Raw genomic sequence first — 25,408 nt, 5'->3', positions numbered from 1 at the left:
AGAATCACGCTCCAATAACTGGCTGATCGATTATACGCTGCCGCCGGCAATGTCGCGCCGGTTGAAGAAGCGAACGTCGATGTTGCGCCCCTCCGGCGGCGGCGAGGCAAGACGCGAGCGGAAGAAGGCGCGCTCGCCGGGCCGCAGCACGGTCTGTTCCAAAACCGTATTCCAGGCGTAGATCTCCGCTCCTTGCGCGTCGCGCACGGCGAAGCGCAGCCGCGGGATGTCGAGCGGCTTCTTGCCGCCGCCGACGATCACGCCTTCGATCACCAGCACCTGCTTACCGTCAACCGTCTCGCTGGAGAGCTTGACGTCCTTGAAGGCGAGGCCCCGCAGGTTCACTTCGAGCCCAACCATCTTGTAGAACGCAGCCGTCTGGGGGAGCAGCCGGACCACGTCGCCGCGCCAGATCACCAGGGCCAGTACCAGCGCACCCATCGCAGCGCAGGCGGTCGGCAGGCCAAAATGAGATCTGCGCGGAGCCGCGGGGGCGGCCGGGCGGCTCACCCGCGCGCCGCGGCGGCGGAACAGGCTGCGGAACCAGGACTGGTGCTGTGCGCCGGGAGCGTCCTCCTCGACTTGCCGGGCCGCCGCCGACCACTCGTCCTCGGCTTCGCGGGCCTCCTCGTCCGGCCAGTCGCTCGCGATCGACGGGCTGTCGACGACAGGCGTCGTCGTGCCGCCCTCGTCCTTGGCATAGGAGTTCCATTGTTCGGCGAGATCGGACTGCTCGTCGGCTCGGCTGGCCGCGGCCATTGCCGGGACGGACGCTTCCTCGATGGCATCCTCGGGATGGGCGATCCAGGTCTCCTTGCAGCGAGAGCAGCGGACCGCTCGTCCGTTCGCCCCCAGGCTGGCGAGCTTGATGGCGTAGGATGTCATACAATGGGGGCAGACGATATGCATGGACGAGCCTTGATGCACGAACGAGGTGTTGGACAAGTCTTGACGAGGATCGGGTCGCGGAAAACCGGGCGGCAGGGATGCTCCGAGTTATGCTACAGGGCGACCGTTAACGAACCGGAAACCATAACGGCGGCAAAAGCCGTTGATCGCGCATGGCGGCGCGCAGCCGTGCGGCCCGCGCCCCCTCTCGAACGGAGCTGAACTTGGTTCGGTTCGAAAATGTCGGATTGCGTTACGGCTTGGGGCCGGAGATCCTGCGCGATCTCAGCTTCCAGATCCCGGCGCATTCGTTCCAGTTTCTCACCGGACCGTCCGGCGCCGGCAAGACGTCCCTGCTGCGCCTGTTGTTTCTCTCGCATCGGCCGACGCGGGGCCTCGTCAATCTGTTCGGCCACGACATCTCGCAGCTCGGCAAGGACGAGATCGCGGATCTGCGCAAGCGCATCGGCATCGTGCTCCAGGATTTCCGCCTGCTCGACCACATGACGACCTACGAGAACGTCGCGCTGCCGTTCCGCGTCATGGGCCGCAACGAGTCGAGCTACCGCAAGGAGGTGATTGACCTCCTGCGCTGGGTCGGGCTCGGCGACCGCATGGACGCGCTCCCGCCGATCCTGTCGGGCGGCGAGAAGCAGCGCGCGGCGATCGCGCGGGCCGTTATCTCGCGGCCGCAGCTGCTGCTCGCGGACGAGCCGACCGGCAGCGTCGACCCGACGCTCGGCCGCCGCCTGCTGCGGCTCTTCATCGAGCTCAACAAATCGGGCACCGCCGTCATCATCGCTACGCACGACATCGACCTGATGGATCAGTACGAGGCGCGGCGCCTGGTGCTGCATCAGGGACGGTTGCACATCTATGAGTAGGAGCGACGAGCGCGGCGTGTTGGTCGATCTCGGACAGGAGCGTCCGCAGCTTCCGGCCAGGGCGCGCAACATGTCGCCGATCGTGCCGCGCGCCTCGATCCATGGCCGCGCGCTGGTTGCCGTCGTCGCCATCATGACCTTCCTCGCCTCGATGGCCACGGGCACGGTGTTGCTGGTAAGTGCCTCCGCCGCCGAATGGCAGTCGGACGTCGCGAGCGAAATCACCATACAGGTTCGTCCGCAGGCCGGCCGTGACCTCGAGCGCGACACCGCAGCCGTCACGGAGGCGTTGCGCGGGCAAGCCGGCATCCTCGAGGTCAAGCCCTTCACCAGGGAGGAGAGCGGCAAGCTGCTCGAGCCCTGGCTCGGCACCGGCCTGTCGATGGACGATCTGCCGGTGCCCCGCATGATCATCGCGCGCGTGCAGCCGGGTACGCCGCTCGATCTCGGCGCCTTGCGCGCGCGCGTGACGCAGGTCGCGCCGGGCGCCAGCGTTGACGATCACCGCGCCTGGATCGAACGCATGCGCCTGATGACAAACGCCACCGTGCTGGCCGGACTCGGCATCCTCGCGCTCGTCATCATCGCCACGATCATCTCGGTTTCGTTCGCGACCCGCGGCGCCATGGCGGCGAACCGTCCGATCGTCGAGGTCCTGCACTTCGTCGGCGCCGGCGACCGCTACATCGCCAATCACTTCCTGCGTCATTTCCTCAGGCTGGGCCTCGAGGGCGGCGTGATCGGCGGCGGCGCCGCCATGCTGGTGTTTGGCTTCTCCGAGTCCGTCGCAGGATGGTTTTCCGGCACCCCCGTTGGCGACCAGTTCGCCGCGCTGCTCGGCACCTTCTCGCTGCGGCCATCCGGTTACATCGTGCTCGCGGTCCAGGCCGTGCTGATTGCCGGCATCACCGCGGTAGCCTCGCGCCAGACGCTGTTTGCGACGTTGAATGATGTTGATTGAGGAGGGCACCTGCGAACGCGGCGAGAGGAGCTATCCCTTGCGTTCACGACGCCCGGTAGACCGGACTCCACTTCGCCTCAAAACGTCTTAAAATCAGCTCAGGGAAGGGATCACCGACATCGCATGACCTCGCCGACCGACGATCGATCGCCGAAATTGCCACGCGGCTGGCTGCGCGCGACAATCGTGTCGACGATCGCACTTGCCTTCGTCGGCGCGGCGGCAGGCTTCGTTGTATTCCTGTCGCAATTGCGTGGCGCCGAGAAGGTGCCGGACCGCAGGGCGGACGGCATCGTGGTGCTGACCGGCGGCTCCTCGCGGGTATCGGACGCCATGGAGCTGCTCGCTGCCGGTTATGGCAGACGGCTCCTGATCTCCGGCGTGCATCCGACCTCGACGGCGAACGACATCTCCCGGACCTTGCCGGAGAACCAGTCCTTCATGGCCTGTTGCGTCGACCTCGACCGAACCGCGCTCTCGACCCGCGGCAACGCGGCGGAAGCGCGGCGCTGGGCCGAGGGGCGCCGGTTCAAATCGCTGATCGTGGTCACCTCCAACTATCACATGCCGCGCGCGCTGGTCGAATTTTCGCATGCGATGCCACAGGCGACGCTGATCCCATTCGCGGTGGTCGGCGACAAATGGCGCGAGGAGCCGTGGTGGACCTCCGGCTCGACGCTGCGGCTGCTCCTGCTGGAATATGTCAAGTACATCGCGGCCGAGCTCAGGGTACGGCTGGAGGACTTCGGGATTGACCTTGCGCCCGAGATGTCGGAGCAGCCTGCAGCTCAGCAGCCGAAGCGGCCCGCCACCGCACAGGCCAATTGATCGACAATTGATCGGACCATCGATGTTCACAATTTTTCTGCGCTCGCTCGTGTTCAACGTGCTGTTCTATGCGGTGCTGGTCTGTCTCGCGATCGTGGCGCTGCCGACCTTCGCGCTGCCGCCGCGCGCGATGCTGACGGTGGCCCAATGGTGGGCCAACGCGACGCTGTTCCTGATGCGCGTGGTCTGCAACATCAAGGTGGAATTCCGCGGTGTCGAGAAGATCCCGAACGGACCGCTGCTGATCGTGGCAAAGCATCAGTCGTTCTGGGAGACCTTCGTGCTGCCGGGTTTCTTCAACCGGCCGATCTTCATCCTCAAGCGACAGCTCATGCAGATCCCGGTGTTCGGCCAGTTCCTGGTCAAGACCGGAATGATCGCGATCGACCGCAATGCCGGCGTGAAGGCGCTTCTGGACATGACGCGGCGGGCCCGCGAGGCGGTGCGCAGCGGAAAGCAGCTCGTGATCTTTCCGGAAGGCACGCGGCGCGCGCCGGGCGCGCCGCCCGACTACAAGACCGGCTTTGCGCAGATCTATTCGTCGTGCGGTGTGCCATGCCTGCCGATCGCGCTCAACTCCGGCCTGTTCTGGCCGCGGCGCACCTTCATGCGCTATCCCGGCACGCTGGTGGTGGAATTCCTCGATCCGCTGCCGCCGGGCCTGCCGAAGGACGAGTTTCTCTCCCGGGTGCAAGCCGCGATTGAAGAGGCGACCGCCCGTCTCGTCGAAGCCGGGCGCAAGGAGCAGGAGCAACTGATCGGCTCGGCGCCGAGCTACGTGCCAACGAGCGGCTAGCGGTTTTCACGATCTTCGTTCGGCGCCGGCGCGCGCGGGGGATGCGCATCACCGTGAAGCATCAATGCAAGCTGATGCAGCTGCGCATCGCGAAAGCCTTCGGCCTCGATCGCCTTCACCGTCGCGGTCACGTAATCGCGATTGGCGCCGGACTGGCCGTGGCCCTGGATGACATGGCGGTACTGCTCGGCGAGCGAGAGCCGGCCGGCATATTGCACGTGGCCGCGGTCGACGACGTAAGCGAGTGCGGAGACGCGCTGGCGCGCATCGTTCTCCAGCCACACCGAACGCATCACCTCGCGATAGACCGACGTGACCTGCTCGCGCGCGCGCAAATAGGCGACGACGTCGGCGCGGTTCTTCTCGGCGACGCGGAAGGCGATGCCGCGGCAGGCGCCGCCGCGGTCGAGTCCGAGCACAAGGCCGGGCTTTTCCGGCGTGCCGCGATGCACGAAGGAATAAACGCAGAGCGCGCGATGCTCGCCGACCAGCCTCGCCGGGATCCGCTCCTCGAAGTCGAAGCCCGGCCGCCACATCAGCGAGCCGTAGCCGAACACCCAGAGGTCGCCCTTGGCGGTGGTAACGGAGGGGAGGGTGATTTCGGACATTTCGGGAACGGCTACCAGAACCGCGATCCCAAGCGAAGCGAATTCTCCGCCTTTCGTCGCAGCCGGCCCCCGCTTACATTTGCCAAAATCCGGGGTCAAAGGGTGGCCGCATGTCCAATATGACCGTTGCCGCAGGCCGCCGCTCCCGTTGGGGCCTTTTCATCGTCCCCGTCCTCGTCCTGATCCTCGCCGTAGCCTGGAGCTGCTTCTGGTTCTATGCCGCATCGCAGGCCGAAATCGTCGCAGACGCCTGGCGGGCGCAGGAGGCCAAGTCCGGCCGCATCTATGACTGCGCCAAGCGCTCGATCGCCGGCTTCCCGTTCCGCTTCGAGGTCCAATGCTCCGGGGCCAGCGTCGCCCTGATCTCGCAGAACGCGAGCAGGACGCCGTTCACGGCGAAGCTCGACAACATCCTGGTCGTGGCCCAGGTCTACGATCCCAAGCGCATCATCGCGGAATTCTCCGCGCCTGCGACGCTGACCGACGGCGTCACGCAGACCACTTTCGCAGTGAACTGGAGCAAGGGCCGCGCCAGCGTGGCCGGCCTGCCGGCCGTGCCGGACCGTGCCTCGATCGTGTTCGACGATCCCAGCCTCAACCGTCTCGACGGCGGCGCGCAGGTGCCGCTTGCGCGTGCCAAGCAGGTTGAACTGCACGGCCGCCTCGCCGATGGATCGCCAGCCGATCATCCCGTGATCGAGAGCGTTCTCCACGTCGCACAGGGCAGCATTCAGGGCGTTCATCCCCTGCTCGCCGAGCCGTTCGAGGCGGACACCCGCGCCAAGATCACCGGCCTTTCCGACCTCACGCCAAAGCCCTGGCCGCAGCGCTTCCGCGAAATCCAGGCTGCCGGCGGTCACATCGAGATCGTGCAGTCGCGGGTCCAGCAGGGCGAGATGATCGCGGTTGCGGCCGGAACGCTCGGCCTCTCGGCCAATGGCCGGCTCGACGGCGAACTGCAGATGACTGTGACGGGCCTCGAGCGCGTGATCCCGGCGCTCGGCATCGAGAAGATGCTGGAGGAGGGCGTGCCGCAGGCAACGCTGGACCGCGTCGCGCCCGGCGTGAAATCGCAGGATCTCAACAATTTGTTCGGCGCGCTCGACCGCGCGGTGCCCGGGCTCGGCAAGGTCATCAAGCAGAACGCCAATGCCGGCGTGGCCGCCGGCATCAATTCGATCGGCACCGAGACCATGCTCGAAGGCAAGAAGGCGAGAAGCTTCCCGCTGAAATTCGTCGACGGCGCGGTTCTGCTCGGCCCGGTCAAGGTCGGCCAGATCCCGCCGCTGTATTGAAAAGCTGCCTCGTCATTCCGGGGCGATGCGCAGCATCGAACCCGGAATCCATTTCTCCGCGTGCGCTGTGGCCCAGTGGATTCCGGGTTCGCCCTTCGGGCGCCCCGGAATGACAGGGAGCTACGGCTTCTTTAGCGCCGCGTGCGGCCGGCCGAAATCGGGTGCGGCCGAGTCCTGGCCGATCTCGACGATGCCGCGGCGGATGGCGCGGGTGCGGGTGAAATGATCGAACAGGGCCTCGCCGTCGCCGCGCCGGATCGCGCGGGTGAGCTTGGCGAGATCCTCGGTGAAGGTGCCGAGCATCTCCAGCACGGCTTCCTTGTTGGCGAGGAACACGTCGCGCCACATCGTCGGGTCGGACGCGGCGATGCGGGTGAAATCGCGAAAGCCGCCGGCGGAGAACTTGATGACCTCGGATTCCGTCACCTGCGCCAGCTCGTCGGCGGTACCGACGATGGTGTACGCGATGAGGTGAGGCAGATGGCTGGTGATCGCGAGCACCAGATCATGATGATCCGGCGTCATGATCTCGACCTTGGCGCCCATCGCCGCCCAGAACGCGCGCAGATGCTCCGTGGCCGCAGCGTCAGTGCCTTCCGGCGGCGTCAGGATGCACCAGCGGTTGATGAAGAGCTCGGCAAATCCTGAATCGGGGCCCGAGTGCTCCGTGCCCGCGACCGGATGCGCCGGCACGAAATGAATGCCGTTCGGCAGATGCGGGGCCATGTCCCTGACTATCGCGCCCTTGACCGAGCCCACGTCGGAGACGATCGCGCCCGGTTTCAGATGCGCGGCGATCTCCTGAGCCACGGGTCCGCAGGCGCCGACCGGAATGCATAGGATGACGAGATCGGCATCCTTCACGGCCTCCGCATTGGTTGCGACGACCTCATCGACGATGCCGAGCTCGGCGACGCGCGCGCGTGTCTTCTCCGATCGCGCGGTGGTGACGATCTCGCCCGCCAGGCCCTGGAGCTTCGCAGCGCGCGCGATCGAGCCGCCGATCAGGCCGAAGCCGATCAGCGCGACGCGCTCGAAATGCCCCTGCGACCTCATTTGCCGGCCATGAAGTCGCGCAAGCCCTCGACCACGAGACGGTTGGCCTCCTCGGTGCCGATCGTCATGCGCAGCGCATGCGGCAGGCCGTAGTTCTTCAAGCCGCGCAGCACGAGGCCTCGCCTGGTCAGGAAGGCGTCGGCGTCGTCAGCGGTTTTGCCCTTGTCGGCCGGGAAGTGGATCAGCACGAAATTGGCGACGCTCGGCGTCACCTTCAGTCCGAGCTTGCCGATCTCCTCGGTGAGCCAGTTGCGCCAGGTCTCGGTAAACTGCTTCGACATTGCCTGGTGTGCGGTGTCCTCGATCGCGGCGACCGCGGCATACATCGCCGGCGTCGACACGTTGAAGGGACCGCGGATGCGGTTGACGGCGTCGATGATGTGTTCGGGGCCGAACATCCAGCCGATGCGCAGCGCAGCCAGGCCGTGGATCTTGGAGAAGGTGTGCGTCACCACCGTGTTCTCGGTGGTGGCGACGAGCTCGATCCCCATCTCGTAGTCGTTGCGCGAGACGTAGTCGGAATAGGCGGCGTCGAGCACCAGCAACACGTGCAAGGGCAGGCCGGCGCGCAGCCGCTTGACCTCGTCGAACGGGATGTAAGTGCCGGTCGGGTTGTTGGGGTTGGCGAGCCAGACCAGCTTCGTCTTCGGCGTCACTGCCTTGAGGATGGCATCGACGTCGCAGGTGAGGTTCTTCTCGGCCGCGACGACGTTCTTGGCGCCGACAGCCATCGTCGCGATCGGGTAGACCAGGAAACCGTGCGTGGTGGAGATCGCCTCGTCGCCGTGGCTGAGATAGGTGTGGGCGAGCAGATTGAGGATCTCGTCCGAGCCGGCGCCGCAGATGATGCGGTTGGGATCGAGTCCGAAAGAGCGGCCGATCGCCTCGCGCAGCACACGCGAGGTGCCTTCCGGATAGTCCTCCAGATGATCCGCCACGCGCTTGAACGCCTCGATCGCTTTGGGCGAGGGTCCGAACGGCGTCTCGTTGGCCGAGAGCTTGAACACCTTGCGGCCCGGCTCCGGCACCGGACTCTTGCCGGGGGTGTAGGGCGCAATATCGAGAATGCCGGGATTCGGCACGGGACGGGACATCTTGGACTCCGGATAGGCGGGGCTGCTCGCGATTTACGATTTTGCCCCGGTCGGGGGCACCGTATAGCGCGTTGCGTGGCTCCCGACGAGGGCCGTGGAGCGCACCGAGGCCCCCGCCTCGATCAGGGCAGCCCTGATTTTGTCGATGGTGGTCGCGCTGGTCACCGAGATCAGCAACGCCGCGCCGTCGAAGGCGGTGTCGGGCACCGCCACGATCTCCGCGAGCGGCGACAGGGCGCGCGCGACCTCGGCGTTCCACCCCGACACCCGTACGCTGAAGGTCTCGATTTCCGTCACCAGAGCACTGTCGGGGACACGCGAGACCGCGAACACCGGCATCGCCGCAGGATGATCGGCGCGTTCGACGAAAGGCATCCGCGCGATGATCTTTGGCGCGCCAGCGGCCTCGAGCGACAGCCACCACGGCGTCCGGCTGGATGTTGCCGAGACCAGCGCCAGGTCGCCCTTGGATTTCGCCACCGCCTCGACCGCGGCCTGCGCGCTGAAATGTGCGACGTAGGGCACGGTGAAGCCGAAATGAAAGCGCGCGGAGTCGCGCATCGCCGACTCGCTGACCGAGATGTCGGCATGCACGGAGAACGGCGCCTGGACATAGGTGAAGGTCGAGATGATGACGCGCCAGATGCTCTCGACCGTATCGAGCGGCAGGATGCCGCGATGGCGCTGCACGAGGTGGCGCATCATGTCGGCCTCGCGCGCCGGGCGGAACGCCGAGCCGACCTCTTGCGTCTGCTTCACCTGGATCAAGCGGTCGATGATGTCGCCGCGCTGCATCAGGAGGCGATGCATGCTCTCGTCGATCGCGTCGATCTCCTTGCGCAGTTCCTGGAGCGATGGTGGCGCGGGCGGACGTTGGGTCATGTCTGACTTGGACTGTTGAAGAACTTGGGCCGTTGAGGGGCGTTCAATGCGGGTCGGCAAGACACTTCGTAAGGCCGCCACCGTTGCGATCAATGTCCTGATTAGGCAGTCGGGGCGGCGAAAGCAAAGAGAAATGACGGTCTGTTTTGCCGATGAGACAGAGACGAATTTGACTGACCCGGACCGCGACTTGACGAAAACCACCCAAGACGGTAGCGTTTGCCTGTTCCGTGGTCATTTGAGCCGGCCGGCTTGCAGCCACGTTAAAAAACTCGCTAAACAGGCCGGGGACGCTTCCGATCCCGGCCGAACCTATCGTTCAGGCCGGGTTTTTCATGGCCTGATTCCAGCGGCTGTCTGACGGCAGTCGCAAACGAGGTCGATGATGGTTGGCGTCAAGTCCGTGCCCAGTCCTGCGATCAGCTCCGACGAACGGTCGCACGAGGTGGATCACCCGAGCTCGCAGGTCGCGCATTTCGGCGCAGAGCAGCCGCTGCGGCTCGATTGCGGCGTCGATCTCACCCCGTTCCAGATCGCCTACCAGACCTATGGCGAGCTCAACGCCGACCGCTCCAACGCCATTCTGATCTGCCATGCGCTGACTGGCGACCAGCATGTCGCCAACGTGCATCCCGTCACCGGCAAGCCCGGCTGGTGGGAAACGCTGGTCGGCCCCGGCCGGCCCATCGATCCCAAGCACTACTTCATCATCTGCTCCAACGTGATCGGCGGCTGCATGGGCTCGACCGGCCCGGCCTCGGTCAATCCGGCCACCGGCAAGGTCTGGGGCCTGGATTTCCCTGTCATCACCATCCCCGACATGGTGCGCGCGCAGGCGATGCTGATCGACCGGCTCGGCATCGACACGCTGTTCGCCGTCGTCGGCGGCTCGATGGGCGGCATGCAGGTGCTGCAATGGACCGCGGCCTATCCTGCCCGCGTGTTCTCCGCGCTGGCGATTGCCTGCGCGACGCGGCACTCGGCGCAGAACATCGCCTTCCACGAGCTCGGCCGCCAGGCCGTGATGGCCGATCCCGACTGGCACAATGGCGGCTATGCGGACCGCGGCATCCATCCGCATCGCGGGCTCGCGGTGGCCCGGATGGCGGCGCATATCACCTATCTCTCGGACGCCGCGCTGCATCGCAAGTTCGGCCGCCGCATGCAGGACCGCGAGCTGCCGACCTTCTCGTTCGATGCCGACTTCCAGGTCGAAAGCTATCTTCGTTACCAGGGCTCGTCCTTCGTGGAACGCTTCGATGCCAACTCCTATCTCTATCTGACGCGCGCGATGGACTATTTCGACATCGCCGCCGATCATGGCGGCGTGCTGGCGAAGGCCTTTGCGGGAATCCAGACCCGCTTCTGCGTGGTCTCCTTCACCAGCGACTGGCTGTTTCCGACGTCGGAATCGCGCGCGCTGGTGCACGCGCTGAATGCGTCGAGCGCGCGGGTGTCGTTTGCCGAGATCGAGACAGATCGCGGCCACGACGCGTTCCTGCTCGACGTGCCCGAGTTCTTCGACATTTCCCGCGCCTTCCTGCAATCGGCAGGCAAGGCGCGCGGATTGAAGGGTAGCTGAGATGTCCGTGCAGGAAGTATTGCCGCTGGACGGCGTTGCGGGCCGGCAGTCCGGTGACTATCGCGCCGATCATCGGCTGGTGGCCGAGATGGTGAAGCCGGGCTCGAAGGTGCTCGATGTCGGCTGCGGCGAGGGCGATCTGCTTCAGCTGCTGGAGACCCGCGGCATCGACGGCCGCGGCATCGAACTGTCGCGCGAGGGCGTCAACCGCTGTGTTGCCAAGGGCCTCGCGGTGGTGCAGGGCGATGCCGATACCGACCTCGTCAACTATCCCGACGACGCCTTCGACTACGTGATCCTGTCGCAGACGCTGCAGGCGACGCGGCAGCCGCGTGTGGTGCTGGAGAACCTGTTGCGCATCGGCCGCCGAGCCATCGTCTCTTTCCCGAATTTCGGCTTCTGGAAGATGCGGCTCCAGCTCCTGATCGGCGGCCACATGCCGCGCACGGAGAATCTGCCGGCGACCTGGTACGACACCGCCAACATCCATTTCTGCACCATCAAGGATTTCGTCGAGCTCTGCGACGAGATCAACGTCAAGATGGAGCGATCGGTCGCGCTTGATCTTTATGGCCGCCCGGTGCCGCTGAACCTGCCATGGTGGGTGTGGAACATGTTCGGCGAGCAGGCGGTGTTTTTGCTGAGCAGGGGCGGCGGGAAATAGTCTCTCCGCCATTCCGGGGCGCTGCAAAGCATCGAACTCAGGTGCGCAATTGCGCACCTGAGAATCTCGAGATTCCGGGTCTGGTCCTTGGGACCATCCCGGAATGACGAGCTAACCAACAGCCAGCGATCGCGGGTCGCGCACCGGCCAGCGTCCGGCTTCCACCAGCGTGACGAACCTCTCCACCGTCTCGTTGAACAGCGCGGGCTCCTCGAGATTGAGCACATGCCCCGACTTCGGAAACATCGCGAGGCCCGCCGCCGGCAGATGCTTCTTCAGGAACAGGCTCGGCCCGACGCAGGGATCGTCCTCGTCGCCACAGATGATCAGCGCGGGCGTTGCTACCTTCGCGATCGCGTCCGTCATTGTGTAGATCGAGGGGCGGCCGCCCTGAAAGCCGCGCATCGTATTGGCCGATCCCTTGGCGTCGTGCCGTGCCAGCGCGGCATAGAAATCGGCGTGGCCGCGCGGGTCCTTCACCAGGAAGGGAATCCGGCTCGGCGCCTCGCGCGTGAGCTTTGCGACTTCGACAGAGCCTGATGTCTCGAACTGCTCGGCATTGGCGCGGCACTGCTTGCGCCAAGTGTCGAGATTGTCGATCTCCGAGCCGGAGCCGACGCCAGCGAGCGTCATCGACAAAGCGCGTTGCGGAGCGTTGAGCCCGATCTGAAGTGACGAATAGGCGCCCATCGACAGGCCGACGAGATGCGCGCGCTCGATGCCGAGATGGTCGAGCACCGCAAGCGCATCGGTGTAGAAATGCGTGTAGGTGTAGACGTCACCTTCGGGTACATCCGAAGGCGTGTAGCCGCGTGCCGAGTAGGCGATGCAGCGATGGCCGCGCGAGAAGTAGCGCATCTGCGGCTCCCAATTGGTGTAATCGGCCGCGAATTCGTGCAGGAAGATGATGGGCGTGCCGCTGCCCGCTTCTTCGAAATAGATGCGGACGTTGTCCTTGGTCGTGGCGTGGGGCATTAACCGTTTCCCTCTGTCATGCCGCCTTTGCAGGATCGCAGTTAACGCTGTTGTCTGCAATGCGGCAGCATCGGACCAGCACCGACACAAAATCATCGCAGCTATTCGCCGACGTGCTGTCTTTTTCTCGCCACATCGGGCGGCTTAACGGCCTGACCTATGTCGGCCACTTCACCGGCCGATCGGAAAGTAGGGGTGTAACGAAGGATGAAGAATGGTTGAGTTGTTTGCGTCTCGCCTGTCGCGTTGTGTTGTCGCGCTGGCGTTGTTCTTTGCGGCGGTCGCCGTGTTCGTTTCTCCGGCCTCAGCGCGGCCCCATCATCGTCATAGCGCAGAGCGGCACGCTTACGTGCACCACGCCAGACATCATCACTACCGTCATTATCGGCACCATGCCCGCAGCTCGCGCTTCGAGCGTAGCGCGGCGCAGCTTCAGGCGAGCGGGTTCGCCAACACCCAGGCGAGCTATGATCCGAGCGCCAATGGCGGCGGCATGGCCAGCAACGGAATGGCGAACAATGCCATGAGCAGCGGCGGGTTCGGTGGCGGATCGGGCCTCGTGTCCGAGGCACGGCGCTATCTCGGCGGCAATCCGACCGGGCGCGGCAGCCTGTGGTGCGCGCGTTTCATGAACATGGTGCTGCAGCACACCGGCCATCAGGGCACCGGCTCCGACATGGCGAGCTCGTTTGCGCGCTACGGCACGCGCATCTCCGGTCCGCAGGTCGGCGCCATCGCGGTGATGTCGCGTGGCCGCCGGGGCGGCCATGTCGGCATCATCACCGGCATCGATGCGCAGGGCAATCCGATCATGATCTCCGGCAACAGCGGCAATCGCGTCCGCGAAGCGCCGGTGTCGCGCGGCCGGATCTATGCCTATGTGATGCCGAATTGAGGCTCGTCCTGTCGTCATCGCGAGCGGGCGAAGCGATCCGGAATCCCTTCGCATGGATAGTCTGGAACGCCTCGTCGCTTGGCTTCTCGCAATGACGGAGTGCGTGGAGCCGAAGTGTCGTCACACCAGCTTCGGCTCTTCCACCGCGACTGCATCGCCGACCCCGATGTCGCCACCTTCGACCACTTCGGCGTAGATGCCGCAATCCATGTGGCCGAGATGCCGCGAGAGCGTGGGCGGTATCTCGAGATCGCGTTTGGCGGTGACCGGGTCGACATTGGTGGCCGGGCAACGGACGATGCGCTTGACCACCTTCAGTCGGGCGTCACCGATCGCAAGCGTCTGGCCGACCAACTCGAGCTCCGACCAGGCCGGCCAGCCCTGCAGGTAGAGATTGGCGCGGAAGCGCAGGGGATGCACGGCGACGCCGCCGAGCATGGTCTCGATGGCGCGGACGCTGCCGAGATTGATGATGGAGACGACCTTGCGGGCGACGTCGGAGAAGCTGTGGTCGCGGCCGGACAGCACCTTGGGCGGCCCCTTCAGCTCGGGCTGAAAGTTCTCGCTGAAATAGGCTTCGATGGCGGCGCGCCCGCCGGCGGTCTCCAGATCGCCGCTGGCGACGATCTGGCCGTCCCTGCGGATCGTCAACAGATTGGTGGCGTCGTCGAACCGGCTGTCGAGCTCAGCCAGCCGCTCGTTGCGCGCGAGCATCAGAAACTGGATTTTCGGCTTCCAGGCCGGAGCTTCGGGCTCGAAGCCGCTCGGTCCGTTCTCGATGGCGTAGCGGCGATCGGCGGGCAGGGTCTCTCCCCGCCGCAAGGTCACGCGGGGCAGGGCTTCCGGCGTAAGGCCCTTGATCGGGTAGCGGTAAAGGCCGGTGATCTCAGCGGTCTGGCTGGCTGTCATGCCGCTACTTAGGGGATTCGGCCTGCTCGCGCCAAGCGGGGCGATGCGCGCACGAAATTGTGAAGTCGCCTCTTCCGATCCGAAGCCACGCTTCCCACATCTGCGTCAGGCCGGCGCCAGCGCCGGCTGATAACGACCGCCTGCGGGTTGAGGGACGTCAACACGGCGGGCGGAAACCCAATGAAGATGCCATTTGGAGTGCCTTTGAGGGCTCCATGAGAGGCAGGCCGAGGGACAGAAAAGATGAACATCGAGAAGTATACCGAACGCTCCAGGGGCTTCATTCAGTCTGCGCAGTCGCTCGCGATGCGCGAGGGGCACCAGCAGTTTTCCACCCTGCACCTCCTGAAAGTCCTCTTGGACGACAATGAGGGGCTCGCTGCCGGTCTGATCGACCGCGCCGGCGGCAATTCCCGTGCAATTCTGAAGGCGACCGAGGACGCTCTCGGTAAGGTGCCGAAGGTTTCAGGCGGTGGCGCCGGCCAGATCTACCTGGCACCCGAGCTTGCCCGCACCTTCGACGCCGCCGAAAAGGCCGGCGAGAAGGCCGGCGACAGCTTCGTCACCGTCGAACGGCTGCTGCTCGGCCTGACTCTGGAGAAGTCCAGCGAAGCCGGCACCATCCTCAATAAGGGCGGCGTCACCCCGCAGAACCTAAACGCGGCGATCGAGGCGCTGCGCAAGGGCCGCACCGCGGATTCCGCGACCGCCGAGAACGCCTATGACGCGCTGAAGAAGTATGCCCGCGACCTGACCCAGGCCGCGCGCGACGGCAAGCTTGATCCGGTCATCGGCCGCGACGAGGAGATCCGCCGTACGATTCAAGTGCTCTCGCGCCGGACCAAGAACAATCCCGTCCTGATCGGTGAGCCCGGCGTCGGCAAGACCGCCATCGCCGAGGGCCTCGCGCTGCGCATCGTCAACGGCGACGTGCCGGAGAGCCTCAAGGACAAGAAGCTGCTCTCGCTCGATCTCGGCGCACTCATTGCCGGCGCGAAATATCGCGGTGAGTTCGAGGAGCGGCTGAAGGCCGTGCTCCAGGAAGTGACGGGGAGCGAAGGCACCTTCATCCTGTTCATCGACGAGATGCACACGCTGATCGGAGCTGGCAAGGGCGACGGCGCGATGGACGCCTCCAACCTGCTGAAGCCGGCGCTCGCCCGCGGCGAGCTGCACTGCATCGGCGCGACCACGCTCGACGAGTACCAGAAGCACGTCGAAAAGGACGCCGCGCTGGCGCGGCGCTTCCAGCCGATCTTCGTGAGCGAGCCCTCGGTCGAGGACACTATCTCGATTTTGCGCGGGCTGAAGGACAAGTACGAGCAGCACCACGGCGTGCGGATCACCGATTCCGCGCTCGTGGCCGCCACGACGCTGTCCAACCGTTACATCACCGACCGCTTCCTGCCCGACAAGGCCATCGACCTCATGGACGAGGCCGCGGCGCGGCTGAAGATGCAGGTCGATTCCAAGCCGGAAGAGCTGGATTCGCTCGACCGCGAGATCATCCGGCTCAAGATCGAGCAGGAAGCGCTCAAGAAGGAGAGCGATGTCGGCTCCAAGTCCCGGCTCCAGACGCTGGAGAAGGACCTCGCCGAGCTCGAGGAGAAGTCTGCGGCCCTTACGGCGCGCTGGAGCGCGGAGAAGAACAAGCTCTCCGATGCCCAGAAGCTGAAGGCCGAGCTCGACGGCTTGCGTGTCGAGCTGGCCAATGCACAGCGGCGCGGCGAATTCCAGAAGGCCGGCGAGCTCGCCTATGGCCGGATCCCGGAACTCGAGAAGAAGCTCGCGGATATCGAGGCCAAGGATAATACAACGCAGAACTCCGGCGAGATGATGGAGGAGGCGGTCACCGCCAACCACATCGCGCAGGTGGTCTCGCGCTGGACCGGCGTGCCCGTCGACAAGATGCTGGAAGGCGAGAAGGAGAAGCTCCTGAAGATGGAGGAGCAGCTCGGCAAGCGGGTCGTCGGCCAGGCCGAGGCCGTGCGTGCGGTCGCAACCGCCGTGCGCCGCTCGCGCGCAGGCCTTCAGGACCCGAACCGGCCGACAGGCTCGTTCATGTTCCTGGGGCCGACCGGTGTCGGCAAGACCGAACTGACCAAGGCGCTCGCCGAGTACCTGTTCAACGACGAGACTGCAATGGTCCGCCTCGACATGTCCGAATACATGGAGAAGCACTCGGTCTCGCGGCTGATCGGCGCGCCTCCGGGCTATGTCGGCTATGACGAGGGCGGCGCGCTCACCGAAGCAGTGCGGCGCCGGCCTTATCAGGTGGTGCTGTTCGACGAGATCGAGAAGGCGCATCCCGACGTCTTCAACGTCCTGTTGCAGGTGCTCGACGACGGCCGCCTGACCGACGGCCAGGGCCGCACCGTCGACTTCCGCAACACGCTGATCATCATGACCTCGAATCTCGGTTCGGAGTTTTTGGTGAACCAGCCGGAGGGCGAGGACACCTCGGCCGTGCGCGAGCAGGTGATGGGAATGGTGCGGGGCCACTTCCGCCCCGAATTCCTCAACCGCGTCGACGAGATCATCCTGTTCCACCGGTTGCAGCGGAGCGAGATGGGCCGGATCGTCGAGATCCAGTTCGCGCGGCTGCAGAAGCTGCTGACCGATCGCAAGATCGTGCTGACGCTCGATGCCGCCGGCCGCGACTGGCTCGCTGCCAAGGGCTGGGACCCCGCCTACGGTGCCCGCCCGCTGAAGCGGGTGATCCAGCGCCATCTCCAGGATCCGCTCGCCGAGATGATCCTGGCCGGCGACGTCAGGGACGGCGACACCGTCGCGATCTCGTCCGAAGGCAACGTGCTGACCTTCAACGGCAAGGCGCCGCAGACCGCCGAGATCGCCCAGTTCGAGGCGCCGATGCCGAAGCGGAAGTTGAACTGAGGGTACGGCGCTTGAAGCAAACAGGACGCCCCGGAGAGGCCAACCTCTCCGGGGCGTTTTTCTTTGTTGGCTGTCCTTGGCTAACTGACTGCGGACGCGGAGCCCGGATCGGCCGGACCCTCCTCCTCGTCCTCCTCCAGCTCCGAAAGAATATCCACCAGTTCGCGCACCCGTCCCTGCGCCAGCGGCCGTAAATCGTTGATCATCGGCTCGTCGTTGGCGAGCCAGGCCTGGGCCTCGGCGAGTTCCTCGACGGTCGCGCCGGTCCCGATGATCTGGGCAATGGTGACGTCGTCAGCCCCGTCCACGGCCTTGACGACATCGTCGCGTGAGAGGCGCTTCATGGCGATCCTCCTGCTGGTCGGCTTCCGTGAGCGTCTAACCGGAAACCCGGGTGTGGGTTCCGCGGTCAGGGTCTCGTCCTGCGGATGTTACTTCTTCACCGCCTTGTAGATCGCGTTCTCGACGTCCGAGCTGAAGTAGATGACGCCGCTGGCGCCGACTGCGACACCCGTCGGAATATGCGTCGGTAGGCCGCCTGGCGCGCCCGTCAGGCCGATCGGGAGATTGGCGGCGATCCCGGTGACCTTGCCGCTGTCCGGCGCGATCTCGATCAGCCGTTTGGCGCCGACCTCCGCCACGATCAACTTGCCGTCGCTGGTGCGCGCGATACCTTCAGGCATCTTCAGGTCCTTGGCGACCACGGTCTTTCCGCCGTTCTTGTCGATCCGGGAGACGGCGCCCGCGAAGGCTTCGGTGACGTAGACCTCGTCGCCGGCCCCGCGGGCGAGTCCCACCGGACCCTCGAGATCGCCGATCAGCGCGACGCGATCCTTGCCATGCTCGCCGCTCACCTTGACCAGCGATTTGGTGCCGAGCTCGGCCACCAGGATGCTGCCGTCCGCGAGGACGATCGCGTCATGCGGCGCCTTGAAGCCGTGCAGCATGTCGCGCGTGGTGCCGGTCTTGCCGTCGATCACCTGCACGGTGCCGGTGAACCAGCTCGACAGGACCACGTCGTTGCCCATCGCCGTCGCGCTCATCGGATATTCGAGCGTGACGCCGGCGGCGTGCATGCGCGCCTTCTCGGTGACCGCGCCGGTCGCACCGTCTATCGTGCGATAGGCGAACACGTCGGCAACGTGGATCGTGTCCTTGCCGTTCTCCGAGGTGACGCCGATGCCGCCGGGCAAAGCGAGCTTGCCGATGATGATTTGCTTGGCCTGGCCGGTCGCCGGATCGACCTCCTGAATGCCGTTGTCGGCCATGTTGGAGACGTAGATGCGGTCCCTGCCGTCGATGGCGAGATTGTCCAGCGACGGCTTCAATTGCGCGACCATGGCCTTTGCGCCCGATTTGGGATCGACCCGCACGAGCTGGCCGAGCGCGGTGTCGATCACGAACAGGTTGCCCTTGGAATCGAAGTTCACCGCGGCCGGGACCTTGAAGCCGTCGGCGACGACGGTCAGCTCGGCCTTGTCGACGTCGATCTTCGCGACCTGTCCCTTGAACCAGAGCGGACCGTACAGCTTGTCGTCGGGCCCGAACTCGAAGCCGTTGAGGCCACCCATTTTCTCCATGATCTGGCGCGGCGGTTTGACGCCCTCGACGTCGATTTCATAGAGGGCGTCGCCCAGAAAGACGGTGGTGGCGTAGAGCCTGCCGTCCTTGCGGAAGGCGAGCGAGTTGATGCCGGGAAGGCCGCTCGCAAGCTTCTTGATCGGGCCGTCGCCCTTGCGCGCATAGAGGTCGCCGGCGAGAAATCCGGTCCAGGCCATGGTGCCGTCGGGTGCGAACGCGATGTCGTCGGCCATTCCGACCGGCGCGGGGATTGCAACCTTGGCGTTACCGCCGGCAATGTCGACCTCGTAGAGCGCCACGCCCGCCACGCTGCCGGCAAACAGACGGCCGGCCTTGTCGATTCCGAGCCCATGCACGCCGTGGAACGCCGAGCCCTGCACAAGCCGGGTGACCTCCCAGCCCTCGGCCGATGCACTCGTGGCGGAGAACAGCGCAGCAACCAAGGCTGCGCAGGCGAGCCTGTTCTTCATGGCGAGACCTCCCATTTTTTTGGAAAGTATTCGCCCCTCACGCCGCTTTGGCAAACGAAACTTGACGTTGTGACGGAGCGAGGCGGCCTCGCGCGCCGACGTCGACTCCGGATCGTGTTTGGAGATGCCCGCCGAGGCGGCCGAGTCCCGATTTAGCGGTTGGTGACCTGCAACGGGCCGCCGGTCGCATCCGACATACGGGCAATGGCGCCGCCGCGGCCGCTCATCATGCCTTCGAGCCGGTCGCGCTCCTTCTCGAAGCTTGCCAGCATCGGGCCTTCCAGCGAACGACCGCGCGGCAGCTTCACACGCATCGGGTCGACGAAGCGGCCGTTGACCAGGATCTCGTAATGGACGTGCGGGCCGGTCGACAGGCCCGATGAGCCGACGAAGCCGATGACCTGGCCCTGCCGCACCTTCTTGCCGGGCTCCATGCCCTTGGCGAAGGCCGACATGTGGCCGTAGGCGGTCTCATAGCCATTGGAGTGCTTGATGCGAATATACTTGCCGTAGCCGCCTTCGGGGCCGGCCTTCTCGATCACGCCATTACCGGAGGCGAAGATCGGCGTGCCGTAGGCGGTGGACCAGTCGACGCCCGTATGCATCTTCACGTAGCCCAGGATCGGGTGGCGGCGGCCCCCGAAGCCCGAGCGCATGATGGCGTTGTTGACCGGCTTTCTGACCAGGAACTTCTTCGCGCTCTTGCCGGTCTCGTCGTAGTAATCGACGACGCCGTCGTCGGGGCTCTGGTAGCGGTAGTATTTCTTGGTCTCGCCGGCGACCGTGAGAGAGGCGAACAGCACCTCGTTCTTTTCACTCGACGTCACGCCCTCGTCCTCGCCGGCGTAGAACACGTCGAAGGAATCCCCGGGCTGCACCTTGCGCTGGAAATCGACGTCGTAGGAGTAGATCTTGATCATGTCCTCGATGACGGGCATCGGCACCTTGTTGCGCATCGCCGTCTCGTAGATGCTCTGGTAGAGCCGCACGCCGGAGCCGTCGTCATCATCGTCGTCGCTGCTGGCGTTGGCCGCGGCGTCGGCGACGGTGTTCATGCTGGAGACGTCGACCGCGACGTATCTGCCGAGATCGGACAGTGCCGCGATCGCCTCGACCATGGTCTCGTTGGCGATGACGACACGATAGGGCTGGAGCCGGCCGCCGGGGCTTGCGGGCGCCATCAGGATGCGGAGCTTCTCGCCCTCCTTGAGGCCGCCGTCGCGACCGCGCGGCCCGAGGGTTGCGGTGATCGCCTTGATCTCGTCGGCGTTCGCGCCGAGATCGCGCAGCACGCCGGCGACGCTGTCGCCCTTCCTGACCGTGTGGACGCGTTCGCCGTTGGGATTGCCGCCAGTGATCTGCTCCTTGGTCTTGGGCAGCAGCGTGACGTTTTCCGGCACCACGCGCGTCTCGAAACCGGCATAGGGATCGGAGGACGGCGCTTCGGTGGCGTAGGCCATCTTGATGTCGGAGTGGCCAGTCGCGCCGGAGACGTCGGCTGTGGCATTGGCAAGCGAGGCGTACCGCACCCCGCCATTGCCGCGCCAGTTGGCGGCATCGCGGACCCGCATCAGGATGTCGTCGAGCGCCACCACCGCGGAAATCTTGGCCTTCGGCAGCACCGAGGAAAGGTCCTTCGTGACGAAGGAGACTTCCGCGTCGGGCTCGACGGCTTCGGGATTGTTGGGATCGTCAGAGGCGGTCTTGGGATCGGAGCCGACATCGGTGAGCAGGCGCTGGGCGTTGAACGGCGGGATCTTCGCCGACAGGTCGCTCGTCGACATCGACAGGTTGCCCGCGATGCGGACGAATGGGCGCACCCGCATCACGTCACGGTTGCCGACGCGGGCGACCGTGGAGACGCGCACGATGTTGCGCGAGGCGGTGGATTCGCTCGGCGGGGGCAGGCGGTCGCTCTTGTGCAGGGTGGCGGCGCGATCGGCGGCGCCGAACGCTCCTCGCAGCGCGCCTTCCACCCGCTCGGGCACCTTGGCGAAGGTCATCTCGCCGTCGAGAGATGCGAAAACGGCGCCGCCGATCAGGGCTGCGCCGCAGAGTCCGGTGAGGATTGTCCCGCTGAACCATTGCACGGAGACGCGGCGGCGGTCGATCACGGCGGCTTCAGAACCATCGACGGATAGCGGCGGCTCGTGGCCGAGATCGATGATCCCGGTCTCACGCCCGTAGGTGCCGCGTGACGTCCTGTGGTTCAACCCAAGTCCCCCAATCACCGACCCGAGAAAGCCCGCTTCGAACCTTGTCTCTGGCCGCCCTCTTGAAGGGGCATCGCCGGAAAAGGCAAGCCGTACGGCCGTCCGCGCTCAGAAAGCCCCGCGATGGGACTGGCCGAAATTACGAACAACTGAACGGATAAAGCTCTCTCGATGTCTTTCGAACGCCGAAGGAAGGTCGCGCCATCGCAAGATCGCCTTCCTCTGACCCCATGAAAATCGCCGGCAGCCCCACAGGCAGTCCCGCGATTCAAGCTCGTCTCATATCAGAACGCCGCGGGATTGTGGCTCAAGTACGGCGTCAGATATGGAAAAAACTTCCTCAAGGGGCCGGCGCCGGGAACACCCCCGAGGGGCGCTGTAAGCCGCCCCGAGGGCCCCTCCGGAGCCCACCAGGAGGCAAACTTTTTTTCAGTTTTTTCTTCGCACGCGGTCGGCTCGTCCGATCCACGTTCAGCTAAGAGCCTGTAAACGCGTTGTTTTTTCGGATGATCCACTGTGCGACGTTTTGTTGACGATTGGCGTTGACAGCCCGGAAGGTGCGGCCTATAACCCCAACCACTGAGCGCGGCGCCGCCGGGTCACTGACCAAGGCGAGCGAACGCGCCACTGATGCTCCTCAACTTGTTGAGTGACACAACAATCGACACCAGTCGGTTGGAGTCATTCAACGTCGGTAAGGGTATCGGAACCCTTCCAATCTGGAAGGTTGGGACCTCCGCGGTCCTGGGCTGTTTGACAAGTGAAGATGAAGAAAGAGAAACGTGGACGGCGGAGTCCTTGCGGGTCTCGCTTCTGAAAAGCTTCGGCTTTTCTGATCGAGACCGGACGAAAGACTTCGGCGGTACACGTTTTCAAGGAAACACCATCGTTGCCAGCGATGTGAATCGCAGGCAGCACATCGACTTCGGTCGATAATGGTGGGACCTCGTCAAACGTTGTGATCAGCCGGTTCAAAGTTCAAGTCCAACTTGAGAGTTTGATCCTGGCTCAGAGCGAACGCTGGCGGCAGGCTTAACACATGCAAGTCGAGCGGGCGTAGCAATACGTCAGCGGCAGACGGGTGAGTAACGCGTGGGAACGTACCTTTTGGTTCGGAACAACACAGGGAAACTTGTGCTAATACCGGATAAGCCCTTACGGGGAAAGATTTATCGCCGAAAGATCGGCCCGCGTCTGATTAGCTAGTTGGTGAGGTAATGGCTCACCAAGGCGACGATCAGTAGCTGGTCTGAGAGGATGATCAGCCACATTGGGACTGAGACACGGCCCAAACTCCTACGGGAGGCAGCAGTGGGGAATATTGGACAATGGGGGCAACCCTGATCCAGCCATGCCGCGTGAGTGATGAAGGCCCTAGGGTTGTAAAGCTCTTTTGTGCGGGAAGATAATGACGGTACCGCAAGAATAAGCCCCGGCTAACTTCGTGCCAGCAGCCGCGGTAATACGAAGGGGGCTAGCGTTGCTCGGAATCACTGGGCGTAAAGGGTGCGTAGGCGGGTCTTTAAGTCAGGGGTGAAATCCTGGAGCTCAACTCCAGAACTGCCTTTGATACTGAAGATCTTGAGTTCGGGAGAGGTGAGTGGAACTGCGAGTGTAGAGGTGAAATTCGTAGATATTCGCAAGAACACCAGTGGCGAAGGCGGCTCACTGGCCCGATACTGACGCTGAGGCACGAAAGCGTGGGGAGCAAACAGGATTAGATACCCTGGTAGTCCACGCCGTAAACGATGAATGCCAGCCGTTAGTGGGTTTACTCACTAGTGGCGCAGCTAACGCTTTAAGCATTCCGCCTGGGGAGTACGGTCGCAAGATTAAAACTCAAAGGAATTGACGGGGGCCCGCACAAGCGGTGGAGCATGTGGTTTAATTCGACGCAACGCGCAGAACCTTACCAGCCCTTGACATGTCCAGGACCGGTCGCAGAGATGTGACCTTCTCTTCGGAGCCTGGAGCACAGGTGCTGCATGGCTGTCGTCAGCTCGTGTCGTGAGATGTTGGGTTAAGTCCCGCAACGAGCGCAACCCCCGTCCTTAGTTGCTACCATTTAGTTGAGCACTCTAAGGAGACTGCCGGTGATAAGCCGCGAGGAAGGTGGGGATGACGTCAAGTCCTCATGGCCCTTACGGGCTGGGCTACACACGTGCTACAATGGCGGTGACAATGGGATGCTAAGGGGCGACCCTTCGCAAATCTCAAAAAGCCGTCTCAGTTCGGATTGGGCTCTGCAACTCGAGCCCATGAAGTTGGAATCGCTAGTAATCGTGGATCAGCACGCCACGGTGAATACGTTCCCGGGCCTTGTACACACCGCCCGTCACACCATGGGAGTTGGTTTTACCTGAAGACGGTGCGCTAACCCGCAAGGGAGGCAGCCGGCCACGGTAGGGTCAGCGACTGGGGTGAAGTCGTAACAAGGTAGCCGTAGGGGAACCTGCGGCTGGATCACCTCCTTTCTAAGGATGGTTCTTCAGAAGCTTGCTTCTATCGAACCGTTTTAGAAACATCAGTGGCCAACAGATCGCCAGATCGTTGAGCTGCATTGGCGGGATTTCGCCGTCTTCGTTTCTCTTTCTTCGCGGACGAACACGCGCTGGGGCTGCAGGCTTGCAGATCCCTGGTCCTTGACTGGATATGCGTTAGGGGCTTGTAGCTCAGTTGGTTAGAGCGCGCGCTTGATAAGCGTGAGGTCGGAAGTTCAAGTCTTCCCAGGCCCACCACTTTCATCGAGCGAGCATTCGTCTTCTGGTTACGGGGCCATAGCTCAGCTGGGAGAGCGCGTGCTTTGCAAGCATGAGGTCGTCGGTTCGATCCCGTCTGGCTCCACCAGATGGTTTGATCGCCGAGATCTTGTACCGTCGTCCGCGAAACATCACTTCGCACTTGCTAGTCCGGATGGACAGTGAGCTGCGTGATTTCTGACATCGTAAAGAGGAGATCGATCCGAGTTGGATCGTGCGGAGAATATCCGCGCGAGACTTCATTATCTCCGGATCATTTCGGCGCTCGCGCGCCTTTCAGTGTGGCTCACAAGGCTGCGTCTGGAAGACATGCGAGTTGTAAATGATCCTTTTAGCGAAGCTTGACCGCCTCGCTATCGGAACGATCTTACGAAGCAAGCTGGTCTTTCTAGTCAATGTCCGGCCGTACGTAGCGTTCATCGAGGGCGCGTGCCCTAGAGATTTCGGTCTCTTGGCAATCGTACGGACAACATTCTGCCGAGTGTGTGGACATTGATAATGAGAGCAATCAAGTGCCTTAAGGGTGTTCGGTGGATGCCTTGGCGCTGAGAGGCGATGAAGGACGTGCTACGCTGCGATAAGCCGTGGGGAGCTGCGAAGAAGCTTTGATCCGCGGATTTCCGAATGGGGAAACCCACCTTCGATAGCCGGAACTCCAAGACCTCAGTCGAAAGACTGTGGTGTGGAGTTCGACCAGATGATGGAAGACGCCAGACCTTTAGATTTCGATCGAAGAGGTTTTGGATTTCCGGTTATCAAGAGAAGGTATGAGACTTCTGAATACATAGGAGGTTTCAAGCGAACCCAGGGAACTGAAACATCTAAGTACCTGGAGGAAAGGACATCAACAGAGACTCCGTTAGTAGTGGCGAGCGAACGCGGACCAGGCCAGTGATACATCAGAGACAATCGGAACCAGTCAGGAAAGCTGGGCCTCAGAGGGTGATAGCCCCGTACGAGTAATGCGATGATGTATCCACGAGTAAGGCGGGACACGTGCAATCCTGTCTGAACACGGGGGGACCACCCTCCAAGCCTAAGTACTCCTCAGCGACCGATAGTGAACCAGTACCGTGAGGGAAAGGTGAAAAGCACCCCGACGAGGGGAGTGAAATAGACCTGAAACCGGACACCTACAAACAGATGGAGCTCAAGATTCGTTCTGGGTGACAT

General features: G+C 63.9%; 19 protein-coding genes, 2 tRNA genes, 2 rRNA genes and 1 riboswitch (1 of these 24 cut by a window edge). Of the genes, 13 read left to right on the top strand and 10 right to left on the bottom strand.

All coding sequences use genetic code 11. From position 1 onward, the window contains the following. Window positions 1-30: 30 nt before the first annotated feature. Window positions 31-909 carry an MJ0042-type zinc finger domain-containing protein gene (locus tag ACYCVF_RS22580; protein ID WP_459600394.1) on the bottom strand — a complete coding sequence of 293 codons (879 nt, stop codon included), beginning with the start codon at window positions 907-909 and terminating at the stop codon, window positions 31-33. 203 nt (window positions 910-1,112) lie between these two features. On the opposite strand from ACYCVF_RS22580, the gene ftsE reads away from it, so the two are divergent. The 4 genes from ftsE (at window position 1,113) to ACYCVF_RS22560 (ending at window position 4,357) form a co-directional block, all read left to right on the top strand. Further along, on the top strand, window positions 1,113-1,772 hold the full coding sequence (gene ftsE / locus ACYCVF_RS22575) for a cell division ATP-binding protein FtsE (RefSeq protein WP_459600392.1): 660 nt from the start codon (window positions 1,113-1,115) through the stop codon (window positions 1,770-1,772). Then, window positions 1,765-2,733 carry a cell division protein FtsX gene (locus tag ACYCVF_RS22570; protein WP_459600390.1) on the top strand — a complete coding sequence of 323 codons (969 nt, stop codon included), beginning with the start codon at window positions 1,765-1,767 and terminating at the stop codon, window positions 2,731-2,733. The genes ftsE and ACYCVF_RS22570 overlap by 8 nt, the downstream gene beginning before the upstream one ends. Window positions 2,734-2,856: 123 nt before the next feature. Beyond that, the gene (locus ACYCVF_RS22565; protein WP_459600388.1) at window positions 2,857-3,561 is read left to right on the top strand and encodes a YdcF family protein; all 705 of its coding nucleotides are present in this window, start codon (window positions 2,857-2,859) and stop codon (window positions 3,559-3,561) included. A 22-nt stretch (window positions 3,562-3,583) separates the two neighbouring features. Continuing rightward, the gene (locus ACYCVF_RS22560) at window positions 3,584-4,357 is read left to right on the top strand and encodes a lysophospholipid acyltransferase family protein (RefSeq protein WP_459600386.1); all 774 of its coding nucleotides are present in this window, start codon (window positions 3,584-3,586) and stop codon (window positions 4,355-4,357) included. Here ACYCVF_RS22560 and ACYCVF_RS22555 read toward each other — a convergent pair. After that, window positions 4,354-4,965: a gamma-glutamylcyclotransferase gene (locus ACYCVF_RS22555; RefSeq protein ID WP_459600384.1), complete on the bottom strand. Its 612-nt coding sequence runs from the start codon at window positions 4,963-4,965 to the stop codon at window positions 4,354-4,356. The two genes, ACYCVF_RS22560 and ACYCVF_RS22555, sit on opposite strands and share 4 nt — an antisense overlap. 110 nt (window positions 4,966-5,075) lie before the next feature. Here ACYCVF_RS22555 and ACYCVF_RS22550 point away from each other — a divergent pair, with 110 nt between their 5' ends. Next, complete coding sequence (locus ACYCVF_RS22550; protein WP_459600382.1) at window positions 5,076-6,260, top strand: DUF2125 domain-containing protein; 1,185 nt, start codon at window positions 5,076-5,078, stop codon at window positions 6,258-6,260. A 120-nt stretch (window positions 6,261-6,380) separates the two neighbouring features. On the opposite strand, the gene ACYCVF_RS22545 is transcribed toward ACYCVF_RS22550, so the two are convergent. From ACYCVF_RS22545 to ACYCVF_RS22535, 3 genes are read right to left on the bottom strand one after another with little or no spacing between them, the layout of a single operon-like run. Further along, the gene (locus ACYCVF_RS22545; protein WP_459600380.1) at window positions 6,381-7,316 is read right to left on the bottom strand and encodes a prephenate/arogenate dehydrogenase family protein; all 936 of its coding nucleotides are present in this window, start codon (window positions 7,314-7,316) and stop codon (window positions 6,381-6,383) included. Continuing rightward, a complete protein-coding gene (gene hisC / locus ACYCVF_RS22540; protein ID WP_459600378.1) occupies window positions 7,313-8,410 on the bottom strand; it encodes a histidinol-phosphate transaminase in 1,098 nt (365 codons plus the stop codon). The genes ACYCVF_RS22545 and hisC overlap by 4 nt, the downstream gene beginning before the upstream one ends. Window positions 8,411-8,443: 33 nt before the next feature. Then, the gene (locus tag ACYCVF_RS22535) at window positions 8,444-9,292 is read right to left on the bottom strand and encodes a chorismate mutase (RefSeq protein WP_459600376.1); all 849 of its coding nucleotides are present in this window, start codon (window positions 9,290-9,292) and stop codon (window positions 8,444-8,446) included. Window positions 9,293-9,512: 220 nt separating this feature from the next. Then, window positions 9,513-9,592: riboswitch (SAM riboswitch) on the top strand. 85 nt (window positions 9,593-9,677) lie between these two features. On the opposite strand from ACYCVF_RS22535, the gene metX reads away from it, so the two are divergent. Next, complete coding sequence (gene metX / locus ACYCVF_RS22530) at window positions 9,678-10,874, top strand: homoserine O-acetyltransferase MetX (protein ID WP_459600873.1); 1,197 nt, start codon at window positions 9,678-9,680, stop codon at window positions 10,872-10,874. A 1-nt stretch (window position 10,875) separates the two neighbouring features. Next, window positions 10,876-11,538 (top strand): methionine biosynthesis protein MetW, encoded by a 663-nt coding sequence (gene metW / locus ACYCVF_RS22525; protein WP_459600374.1) that lies wholly within the window; start codon window positions 10,876-10,878, stop codon window positions 11,536-11,538. 111 nt (window positions 11,539-11,649) lie between these two features. On the opposite strand, the gene ACYCVF_RS22520 is transcribed toward metW, so the two are convergent. Further along, window positions 11,650-12,513: an alpha/beta fold hydrolase gene (locus tag ACYCVF_RS22520; protein WP_459600372.1), complete on the bottom strand. Its 864-nt coding sequence runs from the start codon at window positions 12,511-12,513 to the stop codon at window positions 11,650-11,652. A 214-nt stretch (window positions 12,514-12,727) separates the two neighbouring features. On the opposite strand from ACYCVF_RS22520, the gene ACYCVF_RS22515 reads away from it, so the two are divergent. Next, complete coding sequence (locus ACYCVF_RS22515) at window positions 12,728-13,408, top strand: TIGR02594 family protein (protein ID WP_459600370.1); 681 nt, start codon at window positions 12,728-12,730, stop codon at window positions 13,406-13,408. Between the two features lie 120 nt (window positions 13,409-13,528). Here ACYCVF_RS22515 and ACYCVF_RS22510 read toward each other — a convergent pair whose 3' ends face one another. Beyond that, a complete protein-coding gene (locus tag ACYCVF_RS22510) occupies window positions 13,529-14,317 on the bottom strand; it encodes an MOSC domain-containing protein (protein WP_459600368.1) in 789 nt (262 codons plus the stop codon). Window positions 14,318-14,560: 243 nt separating this feature from the next. On the opposite strand from ACYCVF_RS22510, the gene clpB reads away from it, so the two are divergent. Beyond that, entirely contained in the window at window positions 14,561-17,212 is a 2,652-nt protein-coding gene (clpB, locus tag ACYCVF_RS22505; protein ID WP_459600366.1) for an ATP-dependent chaperone ClpB, read from the top strand. Between the two features lie 80 nt (window positions 17,213-17,292). Here clpB and ACYCVF_RS22500 read toward each other — a convergent pair whose 3' ends face one another. The 3 genes from ACYCVF_RS22500 to ACYCVF_RS22490 form a co-directional block, all read right to left on the bottom strand. After that, on the bottom strand, window positions 17,293-17,556 hold the full coding sequence (locus ACYCVF_RS22500; protein ID WP_459600364.1) for a hypothetical protein: 264 nt from the start codon (window positions 17,554-17,556) through the stop codon (window positions 17,293-17,295). Between the two features lie 87 nt (window positions 17,557-17,643). Then, complete coding sequence (locus tag ACYCVF_RS22495) at window positions 17,644-19,263, bottom strand: Vgb family protein (protein WP_459600363.1); 1,620 nt, start codon at window positions 19,261-19,263, stop codon at window positions 17,644-17,646. Between the two features lie 152 nt (window positions 19,264-19,415). Beyond that, window positions 19,416-21,476, bottom strand: a complete 2,061-nt coding sequence (locus ACYCVF_RS22490) for a peptidoglycan DD-metalloendopeptidase family protein (protein ID WP_459600362.1) — start codon at window positions 21,474-21,476, stop codon at window positions 19,416-19,418. 985 nt (window positions 21,477-22,461) lie between these two features. On the opposite strand from ACYCVF_RS22490, the gene ACYCVF_RS22485 reads away from it, so the two are divergent. The 4 genes from ACYCVF_RS22485 to ACYCVF_RS22470 all read left to right on the top strand — a co-directional run. Then, window positions 22,462-23,950 (top strand): 16S ribosomal RNA (locus tag ACYCVF_RS22485). Window positions 23,951-24,137: 187 nt separating this feature from the next. Beyond that, window positions 24,138-24,214, top strand: a tRNA-Ile gene (locus ACYCVF_RS22480). Window positions 24,215-24,247: 33 nt separating this feature from the next. Further along, a tRNA-Ala gene (locus tag ACYCVF_RS22475) sits at window positions 24,248-24,323 on the top strand. A 418-nt stretch (window positions 24,324-24,741) separates the two neighbouring features. Further along, window positions 24,742-25,408 (top strand): 23S ribosomal RNA (locus tag ACYCVF_RS22470); it runs 2,206 nt beyond the window's last position. The 16S and 23S rRNA genes sit together here with 2 tRNA genes alongside, the layout of an rRNA operon.

Source organism: Bradyrhizobium cedriense (assembly GCF_054602315.1).
Note: the sequence above shows the minus strand (reverse complement) of the source record. Positions and strands in the feature narration are given on the sequence as shown.